General features: G+C 71.3%; 23 protein-coding genes and 5 tRNA genes. 22 read left to right on the plus strand and 6 right to left on the minus strand.

Translation table 11 applies throughout. The features are described 5' to 3' along the window. The 7 genes from A6A06_RS09705 to A6A06_RS09735 form a co-directional block, all read left to right on the plus strand. A partial coding sequence (locus A6A06_RS09705; RefSeq protein ID WP_338015873.1) for a DUF397 domain-containing protein occupies positions 1-222 on the plus strand: 222 nt, incomplete at its 5' end. A 149-nt stretch (positions 223-371) separates the two neighbouring features. Next, positions 372-1,112, plus strand: a complete 741-nt coding sequence (locus A6A06_RS09710) for an HAD family hydrolase (protein ID WP_073760810.1) — start codon at positions 372-374, stop codon at positions 1,110-1,112. An 87-nt stretch (positions 1,113-1,199) separates the two neighbouring features. Then, positions 1,200-1,271, plus strand: a tRNA-Gln gene (locus tag A6A06_RS09715). A 40-nt stretch (positions 1,272-1,311) separates the two neighbouring features. After that, positions 1,312-1,384, plus strand: a tRNA-Glu gene (locus A6A06_RS09720). 63 nt (positions 1,385-1,447) lie between these two features. Then, positions 1,448-1,520 (plus strand) — tRNA-Glu (locus A6A06_RS09725). A 16-nt stretch (positions 1,521-1,536) separates the two neighbouring features. Continuing rightward, positions 1,537-1,608: transfer RNA gene (locus A6A06_RS09730), tRNA-Gln, on the plus strand. A gap of 37 nt (positions 1,609-1,645) precedes the next feature. Next, positions 1,646-1,718, plus strand: a tRNA-Glu gene (locus A6A06_RS09735). 77 nt (positions 1,719-1,795) lie between these two features. Here the strand turns inward: A6A06_RS09735 and A6A06_RS09740 are convergent. Beyond that, positions 1,796-2,443, minus strand: a complete 648-nt coding sequence (locus tag A6A06_RS09740) for a MerR family transcriptional regulator (protein WP_073760811.1) — start codon at positions 2,441-2,443, stop codon at positions 1,796-1,798. A 93-nt stretch (positions 2,444-2,536) separates the two neighbouring features. On the opposite strand from A6A06_RS09740, the gene A6A06_RS09745 reads away from it, so the two are divergent. Further along, positions 2,537-3,034 carry a DUF4188 domain-containing protein gene (locus A6A06_RS09745; RefSeq protein WP_199930785.1) on the plus strand — a complete coding sequence of 166 codons (498 nt, stop codon included), beginning with the start codon at positions 2,537-2,539 and terminating at the stop codon, positions 3,032-3,034. Between the two features lie 82 nt (positions 3,035-3,116). Here the strand turns inward: A6A06_RS09745 and ndgR are convergent, their stop codons facing one another. Continuing rightward, positions 3,117-3,833, minus strand: coding sequence for an IclR family transcriptional regulator NdgR (gene ndgR / locus A6A06_RS09750; RefSeq protein ID WP_003984709.1), 717 nt, complete (start codon positions 3,831-3,833; stop codon positions 3,117-3,119). Between the two features lie 172 nt (positions 3,834-4,005). Between ndgR and leuC the strand changes: the two genes are divergently transcribed. The 5 genes from leuC (at position 4,006) to A6A06_RS09775 (ending at position 7,619) form a co-directional block, all read left to right on the plus strand. Further along, entirely contained in the window at positions 4,006-5,442 is a 1,437-nt protein-coding gene (leuC, locus tag A6A06_RS09755) for a 3-isopropylmalate dehydratase large subunit (RefSeq protein WP_073760812.1), read from the plus strand. Between the two features lie 6 nt (positions 5,443-5,448). Further along, entirely contained in the window at positions 5,449-6,042 is a 594-nt protein-coding gene (gene leuD, locus A6A06_RS09760) for a 3-isopropylmalate dehydratase small subunit (RefSeq protein WP_073760813.1), read from the plus strand. Between the two features lie 135 nt (positions 6,043-6,177). After that, positions 6,178-6,423, plus strand: coding sequence for a hypothetical protein (locus A6A06_RS09765; protein WP_030018364.1), 246 nt, complete (start codon positions 6,178-6,180; stop codon positions 6,421-6,423). 125 nt (positions 6,424-6,548) lie between these two features. Further along, positions 6,549-7,271, plus strand: a complete 723-nt coding sequence (locus tag A6A06_RS09770) for an HU family DNA-binding protein (protein WP_073760814.1) — start codon at positions 6,549-6,551, stop codon at positions 7,269-7,271. A gap of 126 nt (positions 7,272-7,397) precedes the next feature. Beyond that, positions 7,398-7,619, plus strand: a complete 222-nt coding sequence (locus A6A06_RS09775; protein WP_073760864.1) for a hypothetical protein — start codon at positions 7,398-7,400, stop codon at positions 7,617-7,619. Here A6A06_RS09775 and cofC read toward each other — a convergent pair. Further along, positions 7,600-8,286, minus strand: coding sequence for a 2-phospho-L-lactate guanylyltransferase (gene cofC / locus A6A06_RS09780; RefSeq protein WP_073760863.1), 687 nt, complete (start codon positions 8,284-8,286; stop codon positions 7,600-7,602). The genes A6A06_RS09775 and cofC overlap by 20 nt on opposite strands. A 140-nt stretch (positions 8,287-8,426) precedes the next feature. On the opposite strand from cofC, the gene A6A06_RS09785 reads away from it, so the two are divergent. The 3 genes from A6A06_RS09785 (at position 8,427) to A6A06_RS09795 (ending at position 11,460) form a co-directional block, all read left to right on the plus strand. Next, a complete protein-coding gene (locus A6A06_RS09785; RefSeq protein WP_073760815.1) occupies positions 8,427-9,257 on the plus strand; it encodes a lysophospholipid acyltransferase family protein in 831 nt (276 codons plus the stop codon). Next, positions 9,254-10,255 (plus strand): NAD(P)H-dependent glycerol-3-phosphate dehydrogenase, encoded by a 1,002-nt coding sequence (locus A6A06_RS09790; protein WP_073760816.1) that lies wholly within the window; start codon positions 9,254-9,256, stop codon positions 10,253-10,255. Before A6A06_RS09785 ends, A6A06_RS09790 begins: the two co-directional genes overlap by 4 nt. Positions 10,256-10,323: 68 nt before the next feature. Continuing rightward, entirely contained in the window at positions 10,324-11,460 is a 1,137-nt protein-coding gene (locus A6A06_RS09795) for a D-alanine--D-alanine ligase family protein (protein WP_073760817.1), read from the plus strand. Between the two features lie 18 nt (positions 11,461-11,478). Here the strand turns inward: A6A06_RS09795 and A6A06_RS09800 are convergent, their stop codons facing one another. Next, positions 11,479-11,970, minus strand: a complete 492-nt coding sequence (locus A6A06_RS09800; protein ID WP_073760818.1) for a DUF3515 domain-containing protein — start codon at positions 11,968-11,970, stop codon at positions 11,479-11,481. A gap of 9 nt (positions 11,971-11,979) precedes the next feature. After that, positions 11,980-12,213, minus strand: a complete 234-nt coding sequence (locus tag A6A06_RS09805) for an Lrp/AsnC family transcriptional regulator (protein ID WP_030018372.1) — start codon at positions 12,211-12,213, stop codon at positions 11,980-11,982. Between the two features lie 209 nt (positions 12,214-12,422). Here A6A06_RS09805 and A6A06_RS09810 point away from each other — a divergent pair, with 209 nt between their 5' ends. Both A6A06_RS09810 and thiD read left to right on the plus strand, forming a co-directional pair. Next, entirely contained in the window at positions 12,423-13,403 is a 981-nt protein-coding gene (locus A6A06_RS09810) for a thiamine-phosphate kinase (protein WP_073760819.1), read from the plus strand. Between the two features lie 124 nt (positions 13,404-13,527). Continuing rightward, positions 13,528-14,319, plus strand: coding sequence for a bifunctional hydroxymethylpyrimidine kinase/phosphomethylpyrimidine kinase (gene thiD / locus A6A06_RS09815; protein ID WP_073760820.1), 792 nt, complete (start codon positions 13,528-13,530; stop codon positions 14,317-14,319). 139 nt (positions 14,320-14,458) lie between these two features. Here the strand turns inward: thiD and rpmB are convergent, their stop codons facing one another. Further along, positions 14,459-14,644, minus strand: coding sequence for a 50S ribosomal protein L28 (gene rpmB / locus A6A06_RS09820; RefSeq protein WP_003984695.1), 186 nt, complete (start codon positions 14,642-14,644; stop codon positions 14,459-14,461). Between the two features lie 261 nt (positions 14,645-14,905). On the opposite strand from rpmB, the gene A6A06_RS09825 reads away from it, so the two are divergent. The 4 genes from A6A06_RS09825 (at position 14,906) to coaD (ending at position 21,145) form a co-directional block, all read left to right on the plus strand. Continuing rightward, the gene (locus A6A06_RS09825) at positions 14,906-16,627 is read left to right on the plus strand and encodes a DAK2 domain-containing protein (RefSeq protein ID WP_073760821.1); all 1,722 of its coding nucleotides are present in this window, start codon (positions 14,906-14,908) and stop codon (positions 16,625-16,627) included. An 84-nt stretch (positions 16,628-16,711) separates the two neighbouring features. Then, a complete protein-coding gene (locus A6A06_RS09830; protein WP_073760822.1) occupies positions 16,712-19,945 on the plus strand; it encodes a helicase-related protein in 3,234 nt (1,077 codons plus the stop codon). 109 nt (positions 19,946-20,054) lie between these two features. Continuing rightward, on the plus strand, positions 20,055-20,639 hold the full coding sequence (gene rsmD / locus A6A06_RS09835) for a 16S rRNA (guanine(966)-N(2))-methyltransferase RsmD (RefSeq protein WP_073760823.1): 585 nt from the start codon (positions 20,055-20,057) through the stop codon (positions 20,637-20,639). Positions 20,640-20,665: 26 nt separating this feature from the next. After that, a complete protein-coding gene (gene coaD / locus A6A06_RS09840; RefSeq protein ID WP_274535873.1) occupies positions 20,666-21,145 on the plus strand; it encodes a pantetheine-phosphate adenylyltransferase in 480 nt (159 codons plus the stop codon). The last annotated feature ends 31 nt before the right edge of the window (positions 21,146-21,176 follow it).

Below are 21,176 nucleotides of genomic sequence, written 5' to 3' on the forward strand. Positions count from 1 at the left end.
GCCTGTGAGGCATTGACGATGCACGACTATCAGTGGCAGAAGTCCTCGTACAGCAACGAGGGCGTGAACTGCGTGAACATCGCCGCTGCGCCCGACGGCACCGCGCGTCTGCGGGAGAGCGATGATCCGCAGGTGATCCTCGCGACCACCCCCGACGGCCTGGCCGCGTTCCTGGCCGCGATCAAAGGGCACGGGGCGCGGTCGCCCGTACGTAACCGCTGAGCACGCGCGGGGAGCCGGCGGGCCGGACCCCGGCCGCCGGACCCCACGTCGCCTTCGGCGCGCGAGCGCGCCTCAGCATGCCTCGTCCTTGGCGTGGGCAGGGCAAAAACTTCGGCACTCGCGCGGTCGGCCCCGGTACCGTCGGTTTCATGACCATCGACGCCGTCCTCTGGGACGTGGACGACACCCTCTTCGACTACACCGGCTCGGACCGGGTGGGGGCGCTGCGCCACATCGAGGCCGAAGGGCTGCTTGGTGGGTACTCGGACGCGGAGTGTGCGCTCGGGCGGTGGCGGGAGTGTATGGAGGCCGCCTTCGCGCGGTTCCTCGCGGGGGAGGTGGGGTTCATGGAGCATCGTAGGGAGCGGGCTCGGTCCTTCCTGGGGGAGGCGCTGAGTGATGACGAGGCGGATGCCTGGTTCGGGCGGTATGTGGCGCTGTACGAGGCGGCCTGGACGTTGTTTCCGGATTCCGAGCAGGCGCTGACGGACCTGGCGCCGCTGGCCCGGCAGGGCGTGCTGTCGAACTCGTCCGTCCGTAATCAGGAGCGCAAGCTGCGGGCGCTCGGCATACGCGATCACTTCGAGGTGGTGTTGTGCGCCGACGAGGTGGGGCACGCCAAGCCGGCGGCGGAGGCGTTCCGGGCCGCCTGTGACGCGCTGGGGCTGGAGCCGGACCGTGTCGTGTACGTCGGTGACAAGCTGGACGTGGACGCGATCGGCGCGCGCGATGCCGGGCTGGGTGCCGTGTGGGTGGACCGGGCCGGCGCGGAGGCGGAGGTGACGGCGGGGGACGTGCCGGACGGGGTGACGCGGATCGGGGGGCTCGGTGAGCTGCCGGGGCTGGTGCGCGGCCTTATCGGTTTTGGAGCGTCGTCCACCTTCGGGTAATGTTCTTTCTGCGCCGCCCGAGAGGGCCGAAAGGCCGGGCCGGGAAGCGCAAGCCGAACAAAACTCCCCCAGGGGGTTGCGTCACGGTGGGCTATGGTGTAATTGGCAGCACGACTGATTCTGGTTCAGTTAGTCTAGGTTCGAGTCCTGGTAGCCCAGCAAGAGATCTTCCGAAGGTCTCTTGATCATGCAGTACCAGGCCCCCGTTGTGTAGCGGCCTAGCACGCCGCCCTCTCAAGGCGGTAGCGCCGGTTCGAATCCGGTCGGGGGTACAGATCCTTTCTCACCGTCACCTCCGGGTCGCTCCCGGATGCGACGACGCAAGGATCGCTAGGGCCCCCGTTGTGTAGCGGCCTAGCACGCCGCCCTCTCAAGGCGGTAGCGCCGGTTCGAATCCGGTCGGGGGTACTGGTCTAAACCACCATGGGCTATGGTGTAATTGGCAGCACGAGTGATTCTGGTTCATTTAGTCTAGGTTCGAGTCCTGGTAGCCCAGCGCGAAACCGCAGGTCAGACTGTGGTTCTGCAAGCTAGCCCCCGTTGTGTAGCGGCCTAGCACGCCGCCCTCTCAAGGCGGTAGCGCCGGTTCGAATCCGGTCGGGGGTACGCAATGAAGAGGCCCTTCCCGGTCAGGGAAGGGCTTTTTTGTATGAAGGGGACGGGTGTCCCCCGCGGGCCGGGAATCAGGCGTCGCCCCTGAAGCGGCGGTGGGATTCCTCCGTCTCCGCGAGCCGCCGCAGGCTCAGCAGTACCGGTTCGAGCAGTACGGTCAGCGCCACCGCGGCCTCCACCTGCTCGGCGGGCGTCTCGTACTCCTCCACCAAATCCAGGTCGGCGACGGCCAGTTCACCGGCGATCCGGCCGTACGGCAGCACGTCCTCGACGGTGTGCGGGTAGCCGAGCCGGGCGAGTGCGGCCAGGGCGTTCACCAGCATCCCGTACGCGGGGGAGGCGGCGCCCTGCTCCGCTCCGTACCGCCAGCCCAGGCGGTGGAGAAGTTCGTCCGCTGTCCGGCGTGCGGCGGCGGCCTCCGGGGTCTCCTCCGCGGGTGCGGGGCCGTGCGGCAGGGCCCACACGGCCGCTCCGAGGCGCATGTGGTGATCCAGCGACTCGTCCTCGACCGCGGCCAGCACCTCGCGCGCGGTGGCCACCGGCATCTTCCCGACCTGGACCAGCGCCCGCACCAGGCGCAGCCGGCGCAGGTGGGCGTCACTGTATTCGGCGGTCGTGGTGGTGACCCGCTCGCCGGGCGGGAGCAGCCGCTCCCGGAGGTAGTACTTGATCGTGGCGGTGGGTACCCCGCTGCGTCCGCTCAGTTCCGCCAGTCGCATCCCGCTTGCGCCCTTCTTTGGAGAGTGCCACTATCCAAGCATGGCTCGTATGGATAGTGACGCTATCCAAGATTCGGGAGGCAGGGGATCGTCATGGGGGACAGGGTCGTGCAGGGGCGCATGGCGGCGGACGCCGACGGGGAAGTGGTCGTCTTCATGATCGGGATGCGCATCAACCGGCTCCGGGCGGTGCGCAGTTGGCTGCCGGTGGCGCGCGCGATGCCGCGGATGCTCAAAGAGCTGGCGCGTGAGCCGGGCGCGGGGCTGCTCGGCTTCCAGCTGGTGAACGGTGGGCCGCGCGTCTTCACCGTCGTCCAATACTGGGAGTCGCGGGAGAAGTTGTACGCCTACGCGTCGGACCCGGACAAGGAGCACCGCCCCGCGTGGGCGGCGTTCAACCGCCGCGCGCGGGACGGCAAGGGAAGTGTCGGGATCTGGCACGAGACGTACGTCGTCCCGGCCGGTGCGTACACGACGCTGTACAACTGTATGCCGCCCACCGGGCTCGGTGCCGCGCACGGCGTCGTCGCGCTCGGCCGGCGCGGCGCCGAGCGGGACGTGCCCGTGAGCGCGGCGCAGAACGCGGCGTAGGCGGTACGGCCGACCGGCCGGTGCGGGCGTCGGCCGCCGCACCGGCCGGTCGTTCGTTTCAGCAGGTCAGCAGGTCAGCAGGTCAGCCCGTACGGCGCAGTGCCTCGCTGAGCCGGGCGGCCGCGTCGATGACCGCCTGGGCGTGCATCCGGCCCGGGTGGCGGGTCAGCCGCTCGATCGGTCCGGAGACCGAGACGGCGGCGACCACGCGGTTCGAGGGGCCGCGTACGGGGGCGGAGACCGACGCCACGCCCGGCTCCCGCTCGCCGATCGACTGGGCCCAGCCCCGGCGCCGTACGCCGGACAGCGCGGTGGCGGTGAAGCGCGCGCCCTGGAGGCCGCGGTGCAGCCGCTCCGGCTCCTCCCAGGCCATCAGGATCTGGGCGGCCGAGCCGGCCTTCATGGGGAGCGTGGAGCCGACCGGGACGGTGTCCCGCAGTCCGGACAGCCGTTCCGCCGCGGCCACGCAGATCCGCATGTCGCCCTGACGCCGGTAGAGCTGCGCGCTCTCGCCGGTCACGTCGCGCAGGTGGGTGAGCACCGGTCCGGCCGTGGCCAGCAGGCGGTCCTCGCCGGCCGCCGCGGCCAGTTCCGACAGCCGCGGGCCGAGGATGAACCGGCCCTGCATGTCCCTCGCCACCATCCGGTGGTGTTCCAGTGCCACGGCCAGCCGGTGTGCCGTGGGTCGTGCGAGCCCGGTCGCCGTGACCAGCCCGGCGAGGGTGGCCGGACCGGACTCCAGAGCGCTCAGTACCAGAGCTGCCTTGTCGAGAACGCCGACGCCGCTAGAGTTGTCCATGCAACGATACTCGCGTCTCACAGTGTGAAACGCAAGTTCAATTTTCCGAGGAAGCCGCCAATCTGTAGTGACGGCCCCCGACCAGGGCCCGGCAGGACGTCCGGAACCGGGGGGCGGACGCTGCGCACACAGTCGAGTTGGGCCGGCAGTGCGGCCGGCCGGAGGGAAAGCGATGGGACGGACACTCGCGGAGAAGGTCTGGGACGACCACGTCGTCCGGCGCGCGGAAGGCGAGCCCGACCTCCTCTTCATCGACCTGCACCTGCTGCACGAGGTGACCAGCCCGCAGGCGTTCGACGGCCTGCGCAAGGCCGGCCGGCAGGTGCGGCGGACCGACCTCACCATCGCCACCGAGGACCACAACACCCCCACCCTCGACATCGACAAGCCCATCGCCGACCCCGTCTCCCGCACCCAGCTGGAGACCCTGCGCAAGAACTGCGCGGAGTTCGGCGTCCGGCTGCACCCGCTGGGCGACGTCGAGCAGGGAGTCGTCCACGTAGTGGGACCGCAGTTGGGACTGACCCAGCCGGGCACCACCGTGGTCTGCGGCGACAGCCACACCTCCACCCACGGCGCCTTCGGCGCGCTGGCCTTCGGCATCGGCACCAGCCAGGTCGAACACGTGCTGGCCACCCAGACGCTGCCGATGGCGCCCTTCCGGACCATGGCCGTCACCGTCGAGGGCGAGCTGCCCGACGGCGTCACCGCCAAGGACCTGATCCTCGCCGTCATCGCCCGGATCGGCACCGGCGGCGGCCAGGGCTACGTCATCGAGTACCGCGGCCCGGCCATCGAGAAGCTCTCGATGGAGTCCCGGATGACCATCTGCAACATGTCCATCGAGGCGGGGGCCCGAGCGGGCATGATCGCCCCCGACGCGACCACCTTCGCCTACCTCCAGGGCCGCGACCACGCCCCCCAGGGGGCCGACTGGGACGCCGCCGTCGCGTACTGGAAGACCCTGCGCACCGACGACGACGCGGTCTTCGACCACGAGGTCGTCGTCGACGCCTCCGAGCTGGCCCCGTTCGTCACCTGGGGCACCAATCCGGGCCAGGGCGCACCGCTTTCGGCGGCCGTCCCCGACCCCGCTTCGTACGAAGACGCATCGGAGCGCTTCGCCGCCGAAAAGGCCCTGGAATACATGGGGTTGACGGCGGGTCAGCCACTGCGCGACATCCGTGTGGACACCGTCTTCGTAGGTTCGTGCACCAACGGGCGGATCGAGGATCTGCGCTCCGCGGCCGAGGTCGTACGGGGCCGCCGGGTCGCCGAAAACGTCCGGATGCTCGTCGTACCGGGCTCCGTGCGGGTCTCCCTCCAGGCGGTCGCGGAGGGCCTCGACAAGGTCTTCACCCAGGCCGGCGCCGAGTGGCGGCACGCCGGCTGCTCGATGTGCCTGGGCATGAACCCGGACCAGCTGGCGCCCGGCGAGCGCTCCGCGTCCACCTCCAACCGCAATTTCGAGGGACGGCAGGGCAAGGGCGGCCGCACCCACCTGGTCTCGCCCCAGGTTGCCGCCGCAACGGCGGTTCTCGGCCATCTGGCATCGCCGGCCGACCTGTCCGGCGCCGACACCGACGTACGCACGCCCGCGGGAGTCTGAACCACCATGGAAGCCTTCATCACGCACACCGGCCGGGCCGTGCCGCTGCGCCGCAGCAATGTCGACACCGACCAGATCATCCCGGCCCACTGGCTCAAGAAGGTCACCCGCGACGGCTTCGAGGACGGGCTCTTCGAGGCCTGGCGCAAGGATCCGGGGTTCGTCCTGAACCAGGACGTCCACCGGGGGGCGACCGTCCTGGTGGCCGGACCCGACTTCGGCACCGGCTCCTCGCGCGAGCACGCGGTGTGGGCCCTGCAGAACTTCGGCTTCAAAGCCGTCATCTCCTCGCGTTTCGCCGACATCTTCCGGGGCAACTCGCTGAAGAACGGACTGCTGACCGTCGTGCTGCCGCAGGAGACCGTCGAGGCGCTGCAGCAGCTCGCCGAGGCGGACCCGGCGGCGGAGGTCACCGTCGACCTGGTCGGCCGGCAGGTCCGGGCACCGGGCATCACCGCAGGATTCGAGCTGGACGAGAACGCACGTTGGCGGCTGCTGGAGGGACTGGACGACATCAGCCTCACTCTTCGGGAGGAGGAGGCCATCGCCGGGTACGAGGCGAACAGGCCGTCGTTCAAGCCGCGTACGGTAGTAGTCTGACCTCGGGTTTTTTGGCTCAAAGCCTTATTGCGTACGATGCGCCCCTTGCTAGTTGGCAGGGGGCGCATCGGCGTGTGAAGGCAGCCGTTGAGGCCCCGTGAAGCGACAACTCGCCGCAGATGGCACAATTAGCGCATGGAACGCGACGACCAACTCGAGCTCTACGGTCTTGTCGCCGACCGACTCAAGGACGCACACACACGAGTGCGGACACTGCAAGTCCCGGAGGGCGTACGCATGGCGCTGACCCGGAAGCTGCTCGTCATCACGGCGGCGGCGAAACACGATCTGGCGGACGCGGCAAGGCGTCTGGAGTGGTTCATGAACGACCTCGACGAGGGTCGCTTTCCCGTAGACGTGCACGCCGACGGAACTCCGTGAAGGTCGAGTTCGTTGCGGCACAAGGGTGATTAGCCCGTTTCGTGTTTGATTTGCGGTATATATCTGCCTAACGTGCGAAAAGGCTTGAACACTTTCGTTCCAGCAATGTCTCCGAAGGGGAAGACGTGAACAAGGCGCAGCTCGTAGAAGCCATTGCCGACAAGCTCGGCGGCCGTCAGAACGCCGCGGACGCGGTGGACGCGGTACTGGACGCAGTCGTCCGTGCAGTTGTCTCCGGCGACCGCGTATCGGTCACCGGATTCGGTTCGTTCGAGAAGGTGGACCGTCCGGCCCGCTACGCCCGCAACCCGCAGACGGGTGAGCGGGTACGGGTCAAGAAGACCTCGGTGCCGCGTTTCCGCGCGGGTCAGGGCTTCAAGGACCTGGTCAGCGGCTCGAAGAAGCTCCCGAAGAACGACGTGGCCGTGAAGAAGGCACCCAAGGGCAGCCTCTCGGGCGGTTCTTCCACCCGTACGACGGCCAAGGCCGCCACCAAGAAGGCCACCGCCAAGAAGACCACGGCGAAGAAGGCGACGGCCACCGCCGCCAAGAAGGCCACCCCGGCGAAGAAGACCACCGCCACGGCGAAGAAGGCGACGGCCACCGCCGCCAAGAAGGCCACCCCGGCCAAGAAGGCCACCGCCACGGCCAAGAAGGCGGCCGCCAAGAAGACCACGGCCACCGCCGCCAAGAAGGCCACCCCGGCCAAGAAGGCCACCGCCACCGCCAAGAAGGCGACGGCCAAGAAGACCGCGCCCGCGACCAAGGCGACGGCCAAGAAGGCCCCGGCCAAGAAGACCACGGCCCGCAAGACCACCGCCAAGAAGACCACCGCCCGCAAGCGGTAATTCAGCAGCGGCGACGCCACGCGTCGGGCCGGACTCCCCTCGGGGAGCCCGGCCCGCGGTGTGTCCCGCGCCGCTCACCCGGGTGCGGAGCGGCCCGGACGCCGTGTGCCGTCTAGGCTGGTGGCCATGCAGGCCACCGCGTACACCTACGACGCCCAGACCCGTTCCGGCAGCGTGCTGCTCGACGACGGCACGCCGCTGCCCTTCGGCACGGCCGCCTTCGACGCGGGCGGCCTGCGGCTGCTGCGCCCCGGCCAGCGGGTCCGTATCGACGTCGAGGGCGAGGCCGGCACCGGCAAGGAGACGGACGGGCGCCGCATCGTGCTCGTCACCCTCCAGACGTTCTGACGCCTTCCCCCGCCGCGCGGGCCCGTATCCGCGGCACACAGCGGGCGGTGTACCGCCCCACACCCAGTGCCAGCGCGGCCAGCAGGTCCTCACCGGTGTCCACGTCCCGGCGGACGGATTCGATGCCCGGCAGCAGGATCTCGCGCGCCCCCGATTCACGGTGACGCGCCCGGGACGGCCCCCCGAAAGCGGGTGCCAATTCCACTCCCGGAGCCGCACACAGCAGCGTCGTCCCGATTTCCGCCGCATCCGCGAGAAAAGCCCGGGGAAATGCGGTGGCCGCCGACAGCACCGCTCGCAGTTCCGCGGGGCGCAACGCCGGGAGATCCGCGTTCAGCGCCGCCACCGCCGCGGCGGCGCGCCGCTGCCGCACCATGGCCGCCCCGTACGCCAGCGCCGCGTTCAGACCACGGCCCGGCACGTCCGCGACGACGCGCGCTCCGAGGGCCGCCAGCCGCTCCCCGGCGACCGGATCGTCCGTGACAACCGCCACATCCAGGACGTCTTCGCAGGCCAGCGCGGCCGTCACGGTATCCAGCGCGAACGCCAGTGCCAACTGGGGCCGAAGCTGTTCCCCCGCCGCCCGGGACAGCCTGCTCTTCGCCCGTACCAGGGGTTTCAGCGGCACGACCAGGCTCCAGCCCGTGTCCGATCCGTCTCTTCGCATCGCCCCCATTCTCACCTGCCGTCACCGCCGACCGTGAGCGACGGGGTTACGGTGTTCTCGACATAGCGGGTACCTGGGGCGACACTTGTGCGGCTGCCGGGTCGCAGCAGCTCAGCAGATCCCACAAGGAGGGTGTCCCAGTGTCCCGCCGCAGAATCGGCTTCTGGTACCGCTTGGCCGCGGTCATCTGCAAACCGCCGCTCCTGGTTCTGTTCAAGCGGGACTGGAAGGGAATGGAGCACATTCCCGCCGACGGCGGATTTATCACCGCGGTCAACCACAACTCGTATCTGGACCCGCTGTCGTATGCGCACTACCAGTACAACACCGGGCGGGTCCCGCGATTCCTCGCCAAGTCGGGGCTCTTCAAGGGCGGCTTCGTCGGCCTGATGATGCGCGGCACCGGCCAGATCCCGGTCTACCGGGAATCCGCCGACGCCGCGGTGGCCTTCCGCGCCGCCGTGGCCGCCATCAACAAGGGCGAATGCGTCGCCTTCTACCCCGAGGGCACCCTCACCCGCGACCCCGACATGTGGCCCATGCAGGGCAAGACCGGAGCCGCCCGCGTGGCGTTGCTCACCAAGGCACCGGTCATCCCGGTGGCGCAGTGGGGCGCCAACGAGGTGATGCCGCCCTACGCCAAGGAGAAGAAGCTGCGGCTCCTGCCGCGCAAGACCCTGCGGGTCCAGGCGGGGCCGCCGGTCGACCTGAGCGAGTTCTACGGCAAGGAGCCGACCGCCGAGGTGCTGCGCGCGGTGACCGACAAGGTCATGGCCGCCGTCACCGCGATCCTCGCCGAGGTGCGGGACGAACCGGTGCCCGCCGAGCCGTACGACCACCGCAAGGACGCCGTCCGGCGCAGCCGGGCCCGCCGGGAACAGCAGGCCGCCGAGCGGGCCCGGAAACTGGACGAGCAGGGCGTGAAACTGGACGACCAGGCACCGAAGACACAGGAGGATGAAGGCAAGTGACGCGCTGCGCCGTCTACGGCACGGGGTCCTGGGGTACCGCATTCGCGATGGTGCTCGGTGACGCGGGCTGCGAGGTGACGATGTGGGGCCGCAGAGCGGGCCTGGTCGACGCCATCAACACCGGCCGGACCAACCCCGACTACCTGCCGGACGCGGAGCTGCCGGAGTCCGTACGGGCCACCACCGACCCCGCCGAGGCCGCGCACGGCGCCGATTTCACCGTCCTGGCCATCCCCTCGCAGACACTGCGCGACAACCTCACCGCCTGGGCGCCGCTGCTGCCCGCCGACACCGTCCTGGTCTCCCTGATGAAGGGCGTCGAACTGGGCACCGCCAAGCGGATGAGCGAGGTCGTCGAGGAGGTCGCCAAGGCCCCGGCCGAGCGGGTCGCGGTGCTGACCGGCCCCAACCTCGCCAAGGAGATCGCCGCCCGGCAGCCCGCCGCCGCGGTCGTCGCCTGCGCGGACGAGACCGTCGCCCGGCGCCTCCAGGCCGCCTGCCACACCCCTTACTTCCGCCCGTACACCAACACCGACGTGGTCGGCGCGGAGCTGGGCGGCGCGGTCAAGAACGTCATCGCGCTGGCGGTCGGCATGGCCGGCGGCATGGGCCTGGGCGACAACGCCAAGGCCTCCCTGATCACCCGCGGCCTCGCCGAAACCACCCGCCTGGGCCTGGCGATGGGCGCCGACGCGCACACCTTCGCCGGCCTCGCCGGGATGGGCGACCTGGTCGCCACCTGCTCCTCGCCGCTCTCCCGCAACAACACCTTCGGCGCCAACCTCGGCCGCGGCATGACGCTGGCGGAGACCATCGCGGTCACCAAGCAGACCGCGGAGGGCGTCAAGTCCTGCGAGTCGGTACTGGATCTCGCCCGGCGGCACGGCGTCGACATGCCGATCACCGAGACGGTCGTGGACATCGTCCACGAGGGCAAGCCGCCGCTGGTGGCCCTCAAGGAACTGATGTCGCGCAGCGCCAAGCCCGAGCGGCACTGAGCGCCCGCGCCGACTCCCGGGGCCGCGGCACTGACTCCTCCTGGGGCAGCAGGTACGCTCAACGCGATATGAGCAGCGAGACCCCTCCCCAGAAGCCCCGCGTCGCCGTCGTGTTCGGCGGGCGCAGCTCCGAGCACGCCATCTCCGTGGTCACCGCGGGCGCCGTGCTGGCCGCCATCGACCGCGAGAAGTACGACGTGCTGCCCATCGGCATCACGGCCGACGGCCGGTGGGCGCTGACCGCCGACGCCCCGGAGCGGATGGCCATCGCGGACCGGCAGCTGCCGAGCGTGGCGGAGCTGAGCGAGTCGGCCGACGGCGCCGTCATCCTGCCGGTGGACCCGACCAGCCGCGAGGTCGTCTACAGCGAGCCGGGCACGGCGCCCAAGGTGCTCGGCGAGGTCGACGTCGTCTTCCCCGTGCTGCACGGCCCGTACGGTGAGGACGGCACCCTCCAGGGTCTCCTGGAACTGTCCGGCGTGCCCTACGTCGGCTCCGGGGTGCTCGCCTCGGCCGTCGGCCAGGACAAGGACTACATGAAGCGGGTGTTCACCTCCTTCGGGCTGCCGGTCGGCCCGTACGAGGTCATCCGCCCCCGCGAGTGGGAGCAGGACCCCGCGGCGGCCCGCAAGAAGATCGTGGACTTCGCCGGGGAACACGGCTGGCCGCTGTTCGTGAAGCCCGCCCGCGCCGGCTCCTCCATGGGCATCACCAAGGTGGACGACGTCTCCGGCCTGGACGCGGCCGTCGAGGAGGCCCGCCGCCACGACCCCAAGATCATCGTGGAGTCGCTGCTGAGCGGCCGGGAGATCGAGTGCGGCGTCCTGGAGTTCGAGGACGGCCCGCGCGCCAGCGTCCCAGCCGAGATCCCGCCGGTTTCCGACCACTCCTTCTACGACTTCGAGGCCAAGTACATCGACTCGGCCGCCGGCCTGGTGCCCGCGCCGCTCACCGACGAGCAGACCGCGCGCGTCCAGGAGCTGGCCGTGGCGGCCTTCGAGGCGGCCTCGTGCGAGGGACTGGTGCGCGCCGACTTCTTCCTGCAGGAGAACGGCGAGTTCGTCATCAACGAGATCAACACGATGCCCGGCTTCACCCCCATCTCGATGTACCCGCGGATGTGGCAGGAGAGCGGCGTCAGCTACCCGGAGCTGATCGACCAGCTGGTCCAGGCCGCGCTGCGGCGCTCCACGGGCCTGCGCTGAAGCGGCCGGCCGGCGTCCTCAGACCCCGGCCGGCACCGTCTTCCTGACGGCGTCCGCGAGGTCGGTGAGCACATCGACCTCCGGGGTGTACTTCCCCGGCACACTCACCTCGACGTACGTCTTGCGCAGTACGGTCGTGAAGCGGTACCCGTCGTCCTGCTTCTCGAAGAGCCACTCGACACCGTTGACTTCCGCCGCGTCCGCACCAGGGTTGTAATGTTCACTCCCAGGCGTCAGCACGACGGGCTTGCGTACCCCGCAGCGCAGCCGGACGGCGGGATCGCCCCAGACGGCGGTGAAGTCCGAGACCGGATCGGCGGTGGCCCGCTCCAGCCCGTCCACGGTCCGCGGCAACTCCTTCTGGAGCGCCCGGCACTGCCGCGCGGATTCGCCCGTGGGCGAGGGGGCGGCGACGGGGACCGAGGACGAGCAGCCCACCGCGGCGAACGCCACGGTGAGCAGGGCCGGAGTCAGCAGCCGGCGCGACGAGGAGATCACCCGGCCGAGCATACGGGGGAGCTAGAGATGGACCACCGGGCAGGTCAGGGTGCGGGTGATGCCGTCCACCTGCTGGACCTTGGCGACCACCATGCGGCCGAGTTCGTCGACCGTGTCGGCCTGGGCCCGCACGATGACGTCGTACGGGCCGGTGACGTCCTCGGCCTGGATCACGCCGGGAATCTTGGCGATCACTTCCGCTACGGCCGACGCCTTGCCCACCTCGGTCTGGATCAGGATGTACGCCTGTACCACGGGACCTCCAGGGCAGCTTCGAGGATCATGTGGGAAGAAGGGACGCCACGGTACCGCGTCGGTGCGCGCGCCGGGGAGACCCGCGCGGGGAACGCGGCGCGCGGCGCGGGGACCGGCCGCCCAGGGGGGCCGGGGGCCGGCCACGCGGTGGCGCAGTACGGATCGGCAGCGCAGTACGGAACGTCCGTACGCATCGGAAGGGCAGCAGCATGAAGGGCACCGTGGGCGAGCTGGGAGAGTTCGGCCTGATCAGGGAGCTGACCTCCCGGCTCACCGCCACCCCGGCCGTACGGATCGGTCCGGGCGACGACGCCGCGGTGGTCACCGCGCCCGACCGCAGGGTCGTGGCCAGCACCGACGTACTCCTCGAAGGGCGGCACTTCCGCCGCGACTGGTCCACCGCCTACGACGTGGGCCGCAAGGCCGCCGCCCAGAACCTGGCCGACATCGCCGCCATGGGCGCGGTGCCCACCGCCATCCTGCTCGGCCTGGTCGTGCCCGCCGAACTGCCCGCGACCTGGGTGACCGAGCTGATGGACGGGCTGCGCGACGAGTGCCAGGTGGCGGGCGCCGCCGTGGTCGGCGGCGACGTCGTACGCGGCGACACGATCACCGTCGCGATCACCGCACTGGGTGACCTGCGCAACCAGGAACCCGTCACCCGATCCGGTGCCCAGCCCGGCGACGTCGTCGCCGTCACCGGCTGGCTCGGCTGGTCGGCGGCCGGCTACGCGGTCCTCACCCGCGGCTTCCGCTCCCCGCGCGCCTTCGTGGAGGCGCACCGCCGCCCCGAACCCCCGTACCACGCGGGCCCCGCGGCGGCCGGTCTCGGCGCCACCGCCATGACGGACGTCAGCGACGGCCTGGTCGCCGACCTGGGCCACATCGCCGAGGCCAGCAAGGTCCGTATCGACCTGCGCTCGGGCCAGATCGACATCCCCTCGCAGATGTCCGACATCGGCACGGCGGTCGGCGTGGACCCGATGCAGTGGGTGCTCAACGGGGGCGAGGACCACGCCATCGTGGCGACGTTCCCCCCGGACGTGAAGCTGCCCGCCCGCTGGAAGGTGATCGGCGAGGTGCTGAACCCGTCGGCGCTGCCGCAGGTGACGGTGGACGGGGCGCCGTGGGCCAACGCGGGCTGGGACCACTTCGGCGCGGACCAGGACGACGATCCGGCCGGCGCCTGAGCGACCGCTGGACGGATACCCGCCTGAGGAGCGCGGGCCGGGTGCGCCTTAGCGGTCGCACGCCGGTTCCGCGCCTGAGGGACCGCGGGAAGGCCCCGCGCAGGGCCCCGGTAGATTCGCCGGTATGCGCACACCTCCACGCGTCCTGACCGTCGCCGGGTCCGACTCCGGCGGCGGCGCGGGCATCCAGGCCGACCTGAAGACGATGCTGGCACTCGGCACGCACGGCATGAGCGTGCTGACCGCCGTCACCGCGCAGAATTCACTGGGCGTGCAGGGCGCGTGGGAGCTGCCCGCCGAAGCCGTACGGGCCCAGTTCCGCAGCGTCGTCGACGACATCGGCGTCCAGGCCGTCAAGACCGGGATGCTCTCCTCACCGGAACTGGTCGAAACCGTCGCCGGACTGCTCGCCGGGGTGTCCGCACCGGTCGTCGTCGACCCGGTCGGCGTCTCCAAGCACGGCGACGCGCTGCTGGCCGCCTCCGCGCTGGACGCGGTCCGCACCGCGCTGCTGCCCACGGCCACCCTCGCCACCCCCAACCTCGACGAGGTCGCCCAGCTCACCGGCGTACGGGTACGGGAGGAGGCCGACCTGCCGCGCGCCGCCGCCGCGGTCCTCGGCTTCGGACCGCGCTGGGCGCTGATCAAAGGCGGGCACCTGGAAGGCGACGCCGTCGACCTGCTCACCGACGGCACCGAGGAGCACTGGCTGCGCGCGCCACGGCACGACAACCGGCACACCCACGGCACCGGCTGCACGCTCGCCAGCGCCGTCGCCGCCCGGCTCGCCCTCGGGGACACGGTCCCGGAGGCCGTGGCGGCGGCCAAGGAGTACGTCACCGGCGCCATCGAGGGCGGCTTCCGCCTGGGCGCGGGGATCGGACCGGTGGACCACGGGTGGCGGATGCGGGGCTGAGACGCCCGGTGCCCACCGCCCGGGGCACCAGCTCCGGACACGTCGCCCGGGGCACCGGCTCCGGACACGGCAAAAAGCCGGTCCACCGAGGTGGACCGGCTTTCAGGCAACCGGCTCGGGCTGCGCTACGACTAGGACGTCAGCGCGAGACCTTGCCGGCCTTGATGCACGAGGTGCAGACGTTGAGCCGCTTCGGCGTGCGCCCGATGACCGCGCGGACCGTCTGAATGTTGGGGTTCCAACGACGGTTGGTACGGCGGTGCGAGTGGGAAACGCTCTTGCCGAAGCCCGGCCCCTTGCCGCAGACGTCGCAGTTGGCAGCCACGGGTCACTCCAAAGACTTCAGATGCACTTACGGTGAATCCCGGCGAGCGGAGTGCATTGAACCGACCCGATTCGCCAGGAGAGGAATGGCCCGATTCGCATCGGGCAACCGGAGCAGCATACAACGACCGCTCCCGTAGAACGAAACTACCATGAGCGACCCGGCCCCCGCCCCGCCCGCCGGGTCCCGCGCGACTACTGTGCGGTGGATCGCATGACCGAGCCGAGCCCGCGACGGGCCGCTGGCCTAGGAGGACGAACGGTGCCGCACCCGCTCGACGCCGATGCGGTACGCACCTGGTGCGCCCTCGCGCTCCAGGCCCTGGGGCGCGAACGTGAGCGGATCGACGCGATCAACGTCTACCCCGTGGCCGACGGGGACACCGGCACCAACCTGTACCTGACCGTGGAGTCCGCGGCCCGCGCGGTCGAGGCCGCCTTCGACGGACACGGGGCCTCGGGCACCGCGCCGGGCCTGGCCGACGCCGTCGGGGCCATGGCGCACGGAGCCCTGATCGGGGCGCACGGCAATTCCGGGACGATCCTCGCCCAGCTGCTGCGCGGCATGGCGGAGGTCCTGGGAGACGGGACCACGGAGCCCGGCGGCCCGGCGGCGGACGGCGCCCCCGGCTCGGCCGCGGTGCTGAAGCAGGCGCTGCGGCGGGCGGCCGAGTCCACGTACGAAGCGGTGGCGCACCCCGTGGAGGGCACGGTGCTGACCGTCGCCACCGTGGCCGCGCAGGCGGCGGAGCGGGCCGACGGGACCCCGGCGGCGGTGGCGCGGGCCGCCTACGAAGGGGCGCGTACGGCCCTGGAGGCGACCCCCGGACAGCTGGCCGTCCTGGGCCGGGCGGGCGTCGTGGACGCGGGCGGCTGCGGCCTGGTCGCCCTGCTGGGCGCGCTGGCCGGGGCGCTGTCGGGGGAGGTGCCGACGGCGGCGATCACGGTCCGGCCGGACGCTCCCGTCCCGGTGGCGGGCGGCCGCCCGGCGGCGGACGGAGACGGCCGGGCCCCGCAGGAGCGCTGCGCGGACGACGGGTGCGGGGACGACGGGAGCGGGGCACCGGAGGGACCGGCCTTCGAAGTGATCTACCTCCTGGAGGCCGGCGACGCCGCCGTCACCCGGCTGCGGACCCGGCTGGACGGCCTCGGCGACTCCCTGGTCGTCGTCGGCGGCGACGGCCTGTGGAACGTGCACGTCCACGTGGACGACGCCGGCGCCGCCGTCGAGGCGGGCATCGAGGCGGGCCGCCCGTACCGTATCCGCATCACCCACTTCGGGACGCCGGACGGCGGCCCCCGCCGCCGCGAGCCGGAGCCGGTGGCGCGCGCCGTGGTGGCCGTGGTGCCGGGCGACGGACTCGCCGGACTGTGCGCCGAGGCCGGCGCGAGCGCGGTGACCGTACGCCCCGGGGAGCCGCCCGCCAGCGGCGAGCTGGTGCAGGCCATCCGGCAGGCGAACGCCCGCGAGGTGATGCTGCTGCCCAACGACCCCGAACTGCGGCACACGGCGGCCGCGGCGGCCGAGCAGGCCCGTGCCGAGGGCGTACGGGTCGCCCTCATCCCGACCCGTGCCGCCGTCCAGGGCATCGCCGCGCTGGCCGTGCACGAGCCGGCCCGCAGCTTCGACGAGGACGTGGTGGCCATGACCTCGGCCGCGGGCGCCACCCGCTACGCGGAGCTGGCCGTCGCCGAACGGCAGTCCTGGACCATGGCCGGGGTCTGCCAGGCCGGGGACTTCCTCGGAATGATCGACGGGGACGTGGCGGTGATCGGCGCGGACCTGGCCGCGACCGCGGCGACCGTACTGGACCGGATGCTTTCCGCGGGCGGGGAAATGGTGACCCTCGTCCTGGGCGCGGATTTCCCCGAATCCGTGGCGGAGCGCCTGGAAAGGCACGTACGGGAGCGCTATCTGGCCGTCGACACCGTCGTTTACGAAGGCGGGCAGCGCGGCGCCCGCCTTCTCATCGGCGTCGAATAGCGCCCGGAGGGGCGGCGCGGAAAGCCGTACCGGAACCGGCGGAATCCCGGGGCGTGCCACCGGTTGTCAGTGGTGTGGTGTGCAATGGTCTGCGTGTCCGCGCTCGACGAACCCCTGAAGAAGATTCTCGGTGGCACCACCGCCAAGGTGATGGCCGAGCATCTCGGTCTGCACACGGTCGGCGACCTGCTGCACCACTACCCCCGCAGATACGCGGAGCGCGGTGAGCTGACCCGGCTCTCCGACCTGCCGCTGGACGAACACGTCACGGTCGTCGCGCGGGTCGCGGACGCCCGGGTGCTGAAGTTCAACAACGGCCGCGGCCAGCGCCTGGAGGTGACCCTCACCGACGGCAGCGGCCGCCTCCAGCTCGTCTTCTTCGGCAAGGGCATCCACAAACCGCACAAGGACCTGCTGCCCGGACGCCGCGCGATGTTCGCGGGCAAGGTCTCGGTCTTCAACCGCAAGCTCCAGCTGGCCCACCCCGAATACGCGCTGCTGGAAGGCGAGGGCGCCGAGGCCGGCGAGGAGGCCGTGGACGCCTTCGCGGGCCGCCTCATGCCGATCTACCCGGCCTGCCAGCAGATGGCCTCCTGGAAGATCACCAAGGCCGTCGACGCGGTGCTGCCCAGCGCGCGCGAGGCGCTCGACCCGCTGCCGGAGGCGCTGCGCGCGGGCCGGGCCCTGCTGCCGCTCCCGGACGCCCTGGAGAAGGTCCACCGGCCGCGCACGAAGGCCGACATCGAGGACGCGCGCTCCCGCCTGAAGTGGGACGAGGCGTTCGTCCTCCAGGTCGCCCTGGCCCGACGCCGGATGGCCGAGACCCAACTCGCCGCCACCCCCCGCCCGTTGACCCCCGACGGCCTGCTCGACGCCTTCGACGCGAAGCTCCCCTTCACCCTCACCGAAGGCCAGCAGAAGGTCAGCCGCGAGATCTTCGACGACCTGGCGACGGACCACCCGATGCACCGGCTGCTGCAAGGGGAGGTGGGCTCGGGCAAGGCTCAGCCGCTCGATTCCTCGGTGCTCACCCCGCAGGGGTTCCGCCGCATGGGCGACATGGCTCCGGGCGACGAGGTGGTCGTGCCCAACGGGGACATCGCGGTACTGGACGGAGTCTTCCCACAGGGGGAGCGGGATGTCTGGCGCCTCGTGCTGTCGGACGGGAGCGCTGTCGAGTGCGATGACGAGCACTTGTGGATCGTCGCGACCAGTTGTGCGTGGGACCGTGGCGAACAGCCGGAGGTCATGACGACTCGGGAGATCCGGCACGACACCTTCAAGGCCGACGGCTCGTCCAAGTGGTACATCGCGCCCGCGGGAGTGGTGGATCTCGAAAGCGGCGATGAACGTCCGCTGGACCCGTATCTGATGGGGCTCCTTCTGGGCGACGGCTCCTTCCGGCACGACTTGCGGTTCTCCAGCGTGGACGACAGCCTCCTGACGGCGGTTACCGCCGCGGTGGCTCCGGCCTGTGAACCGGCCTCCGTACCGGGGGAGAACTGCGACCACACCCTTCGTACGACGGGCTCGAAGGACGGGACGCGCCGCAACCCCGTGATCCAGGCCCTGCGCGGACTGGGCCTGTGGGGCGCCTCCTCGCACACGAAGTTCGTCCCCCCCGGCTACAAGAACGCACCGGCCAAGGACCGGCTGGCTCTCCTGCAAGGACTCATGGACACGGACGGCACCGTCCAGAAGACGGGCTCGGCAGTCTCCTTCTGCTCGGCTTCCCGCCGGCTCGCCGACGATGTCGCGTGGCTGGTGCGCTCGCTGGGCGGCCGTGCGCGTGTCCTGCCCGAGCGAGAAGCCTTCAACGTATCCGTGGCGCTGCCCGATGAGTACCCGCCGTTCAGGCTGGCGCGGAAGGCGGAACGGATGCGGGGGCGTCCGAAGGACAACACGTTCCGACGCGGCATTCGAGCTGTCGAGTACGTCGGCAGGAAACCGGTCCAGTGCATCAGCGTCGCGCACCCGAGCCATGCGTACGTGACCGACCACTTCACCGTCACGCACAACACCATGGTCGCCCTGCGCGCCATGCTCTCCGTCGTCGACACCGGCGGTCAGGCGGCCATGCTCGCCCCCACCGAGGTGCTCGCCCAGCAGCACCACCGGTCCATCACGGAGATGATGGGCGAGCTGGCCGAGGGCGGGATGCTGGGCGGGGCCGAGCACGGCACGAAGGTGGTGCTGCTCACCGGGTCGATGGGCGTCGCCGCCCGCCGCCAGGCCCTGCTGGACCTCGTCACCGGCGAGGCCGGCGTCGTGATCGGCACCCATGCGCTGATCGAGGACAAGGTGCAGTTCCACGACCTGGGCCTGGTCGTGGTCGACGAGCAGCACCGCTTCGGCGTGGAGCAGCGCGACGCGCTGCGCGGCAAGGGCAAGCAGCCGCCGCATCTGCTGGTCATGACGGCGACCCCCATTCCCCGTACGGTCGCGATGACCGTCTTCGGCGACCTGGAGACCTCCGTACTGGACCAACTTCCCGCCGGACGCTCGCCGATCGCCAGCCACGTCGTGCCCGCCAAGGACAAGCCGCACTTCCTCGCGCGGGCCTGGGAGCGGGTGCGCGAGGAGGTCGAGTCCGGCCACCAGGCGTACGTGGTCTGCCCCCGCATCGGCGACGAGGAGGACGCGCCGAAGGCCAAGGGCGCCAAGAAGAAGAGCGAGGAGGAGGCCGCGGCGGGCGAGGACAAGCGGCCCCCGCTCGCCGTCCTGGACATCGCCGGACAGCTCACCAAGGGCCCGCTCGCCGGACTGCGCGTCGAGGTGCTGCACGGCCGGATGCATCCGGACGACAAGGACGCGGTGATGCGCCGCTTCGCCGCCGGCGAGGTGGACGCGCTGGTGGCCACCACCGTCATCGAGGTCGGCGTGAACGTGCCCAACGCCACCGCCATGGTGATCATGGACGCGGACCGCTTCGGCGTCTCCCAGCTGCACCAGCTGCGCGGCCGCGTCGGCCGCGGCGCCGCCCCGGGCCTGTGCCTGCTGGTCAGCGAGATGCCCGAGGCCAGCCCCGCGCGGGCCCGGCTCGCCGCGGTGGCCGGCACCCTCGACGGCTTCGAGCTGTCCCGTATCGACCTGGAGCAGCGCCGCGAGGGCGATGTCCTCGGCCAGGCCCAGTCCGGCGCCCGTACGTCCCTGCGGATGCTCGCCGTCATCGAGGACGAGCAGGTCATCGAGGCCGCCCGCGAGGAAGCCACCTCCGTGGTCGCCGCCGACCCCGAGCTGACCGGCTACCCGGAGCTGCGCATCGCCCTCCAGGCGCTCCTGGACGCCGAGCGCGAGCAGTACCTGGACAAGGGCTGACCCGCGTCCGGCCCGGGCGGCGCGGCCCCGCGCCGCCCGACGCCATATCGTGGGGGAGTGGTCCGCGCAGGCGGGCCGCCCCATCCGCAGCACGAAGGACCGAGGACCCATGACCCGCGTGATCGCCGGCACGGCCGGCGGCCGGCGCCTGGCCGTGCCCCCCGGCAACGGCACCCGCCCGACCTCCGACCGGGCGCGCGAGGGCCTGTTCTCCACCTGGGAGTCGCTGGACGGCCCGCTGTCCGGCGCCCGGGTGCTCGACCTGTACGGGGGCTCCGGCGCCGTGGGCCTGGAGGCGCTGTCCCGCGGCGCCGCGCACGTCCTGCTGGTCGAGGCCGACGCCCGCGCCGTCCGCACCATCCGCGACAACGTCCGCACCCTCGGCCTGCCGGGCGCCGAGGTGCGCCCCGGCAAGGCCGAGCAGGTGGCCGCGGAGGCGGCCCCGGACGAGCCGTACGACGTGCTCTTCCTCGACCCGCCGTACGCCGTCGGCGACGACGATCTTGGGGAGATCCTGCTCACACTCCGCCGACGGGGCTGGTGTGCCGGGGGAGCACTCGTCACCGTGGAGCGGAGCACCAGAGGCGGTCCGTTCCCCTGGCCTGCCGGGTTCGAGGCCATCCGGTCCCGGCGCTACGGCGAGGGGACGCTTTGGTACGGTCGCGCCGCTTCGACGTGCGACAACGCGTCATGACCGGACCGGAGAGCGAGGAACCTCAGTTGCGCCGCGCAGTCTGTCCGGGGTCGTTCGACCCCATCACCAACGGGCACCTGGACATCATTGCCCGTGCCTCCAGGCTCTATGACGTGGTCCACGTCACCGTGATGATCAATCAGGCCAAGAAGGGCCTGTTCTCGGTCGACGAGCGGATCGACCTGATCCGCCGGGCCACCGCCGAGTACGGCAACGTCGAGGTCGAGTCCTTCCACGGCCTGCTCGTCGACTTCTGCAAGCAGCGCGACATCCCCGCCATCGTCAAGGGGCTGCGGGCGGTCAGCGACTTCGACTACGAGCTGCAGATGGCCCAGATGAACAACGGTCTCTCCGGCATCGAGACCCTCTTCATCCCCACCAGCCCCACCTACAGCTTCCTCTCCTCCAGCCTGGTCAAGGAGGTCGCGGCCTGGGGCGGCGACGTGTCCCACCTCGTACCGCCCTTCGTCCTGGAAGAGCTGACCGAGCGGCTCGGCGCCGGGTGAGCGGCTGACATCCCGTCAGCAGGTGTCGGGG

Origin of the sequence: Streptomyces sp. CB02923, assembly GCF_001905005.1 — a bacterium.
Lineage (GTDB): Bacteria > Actinomycetota > Actinomycetes > Streptomycetales > Streptomycetaceae > Streptomyces.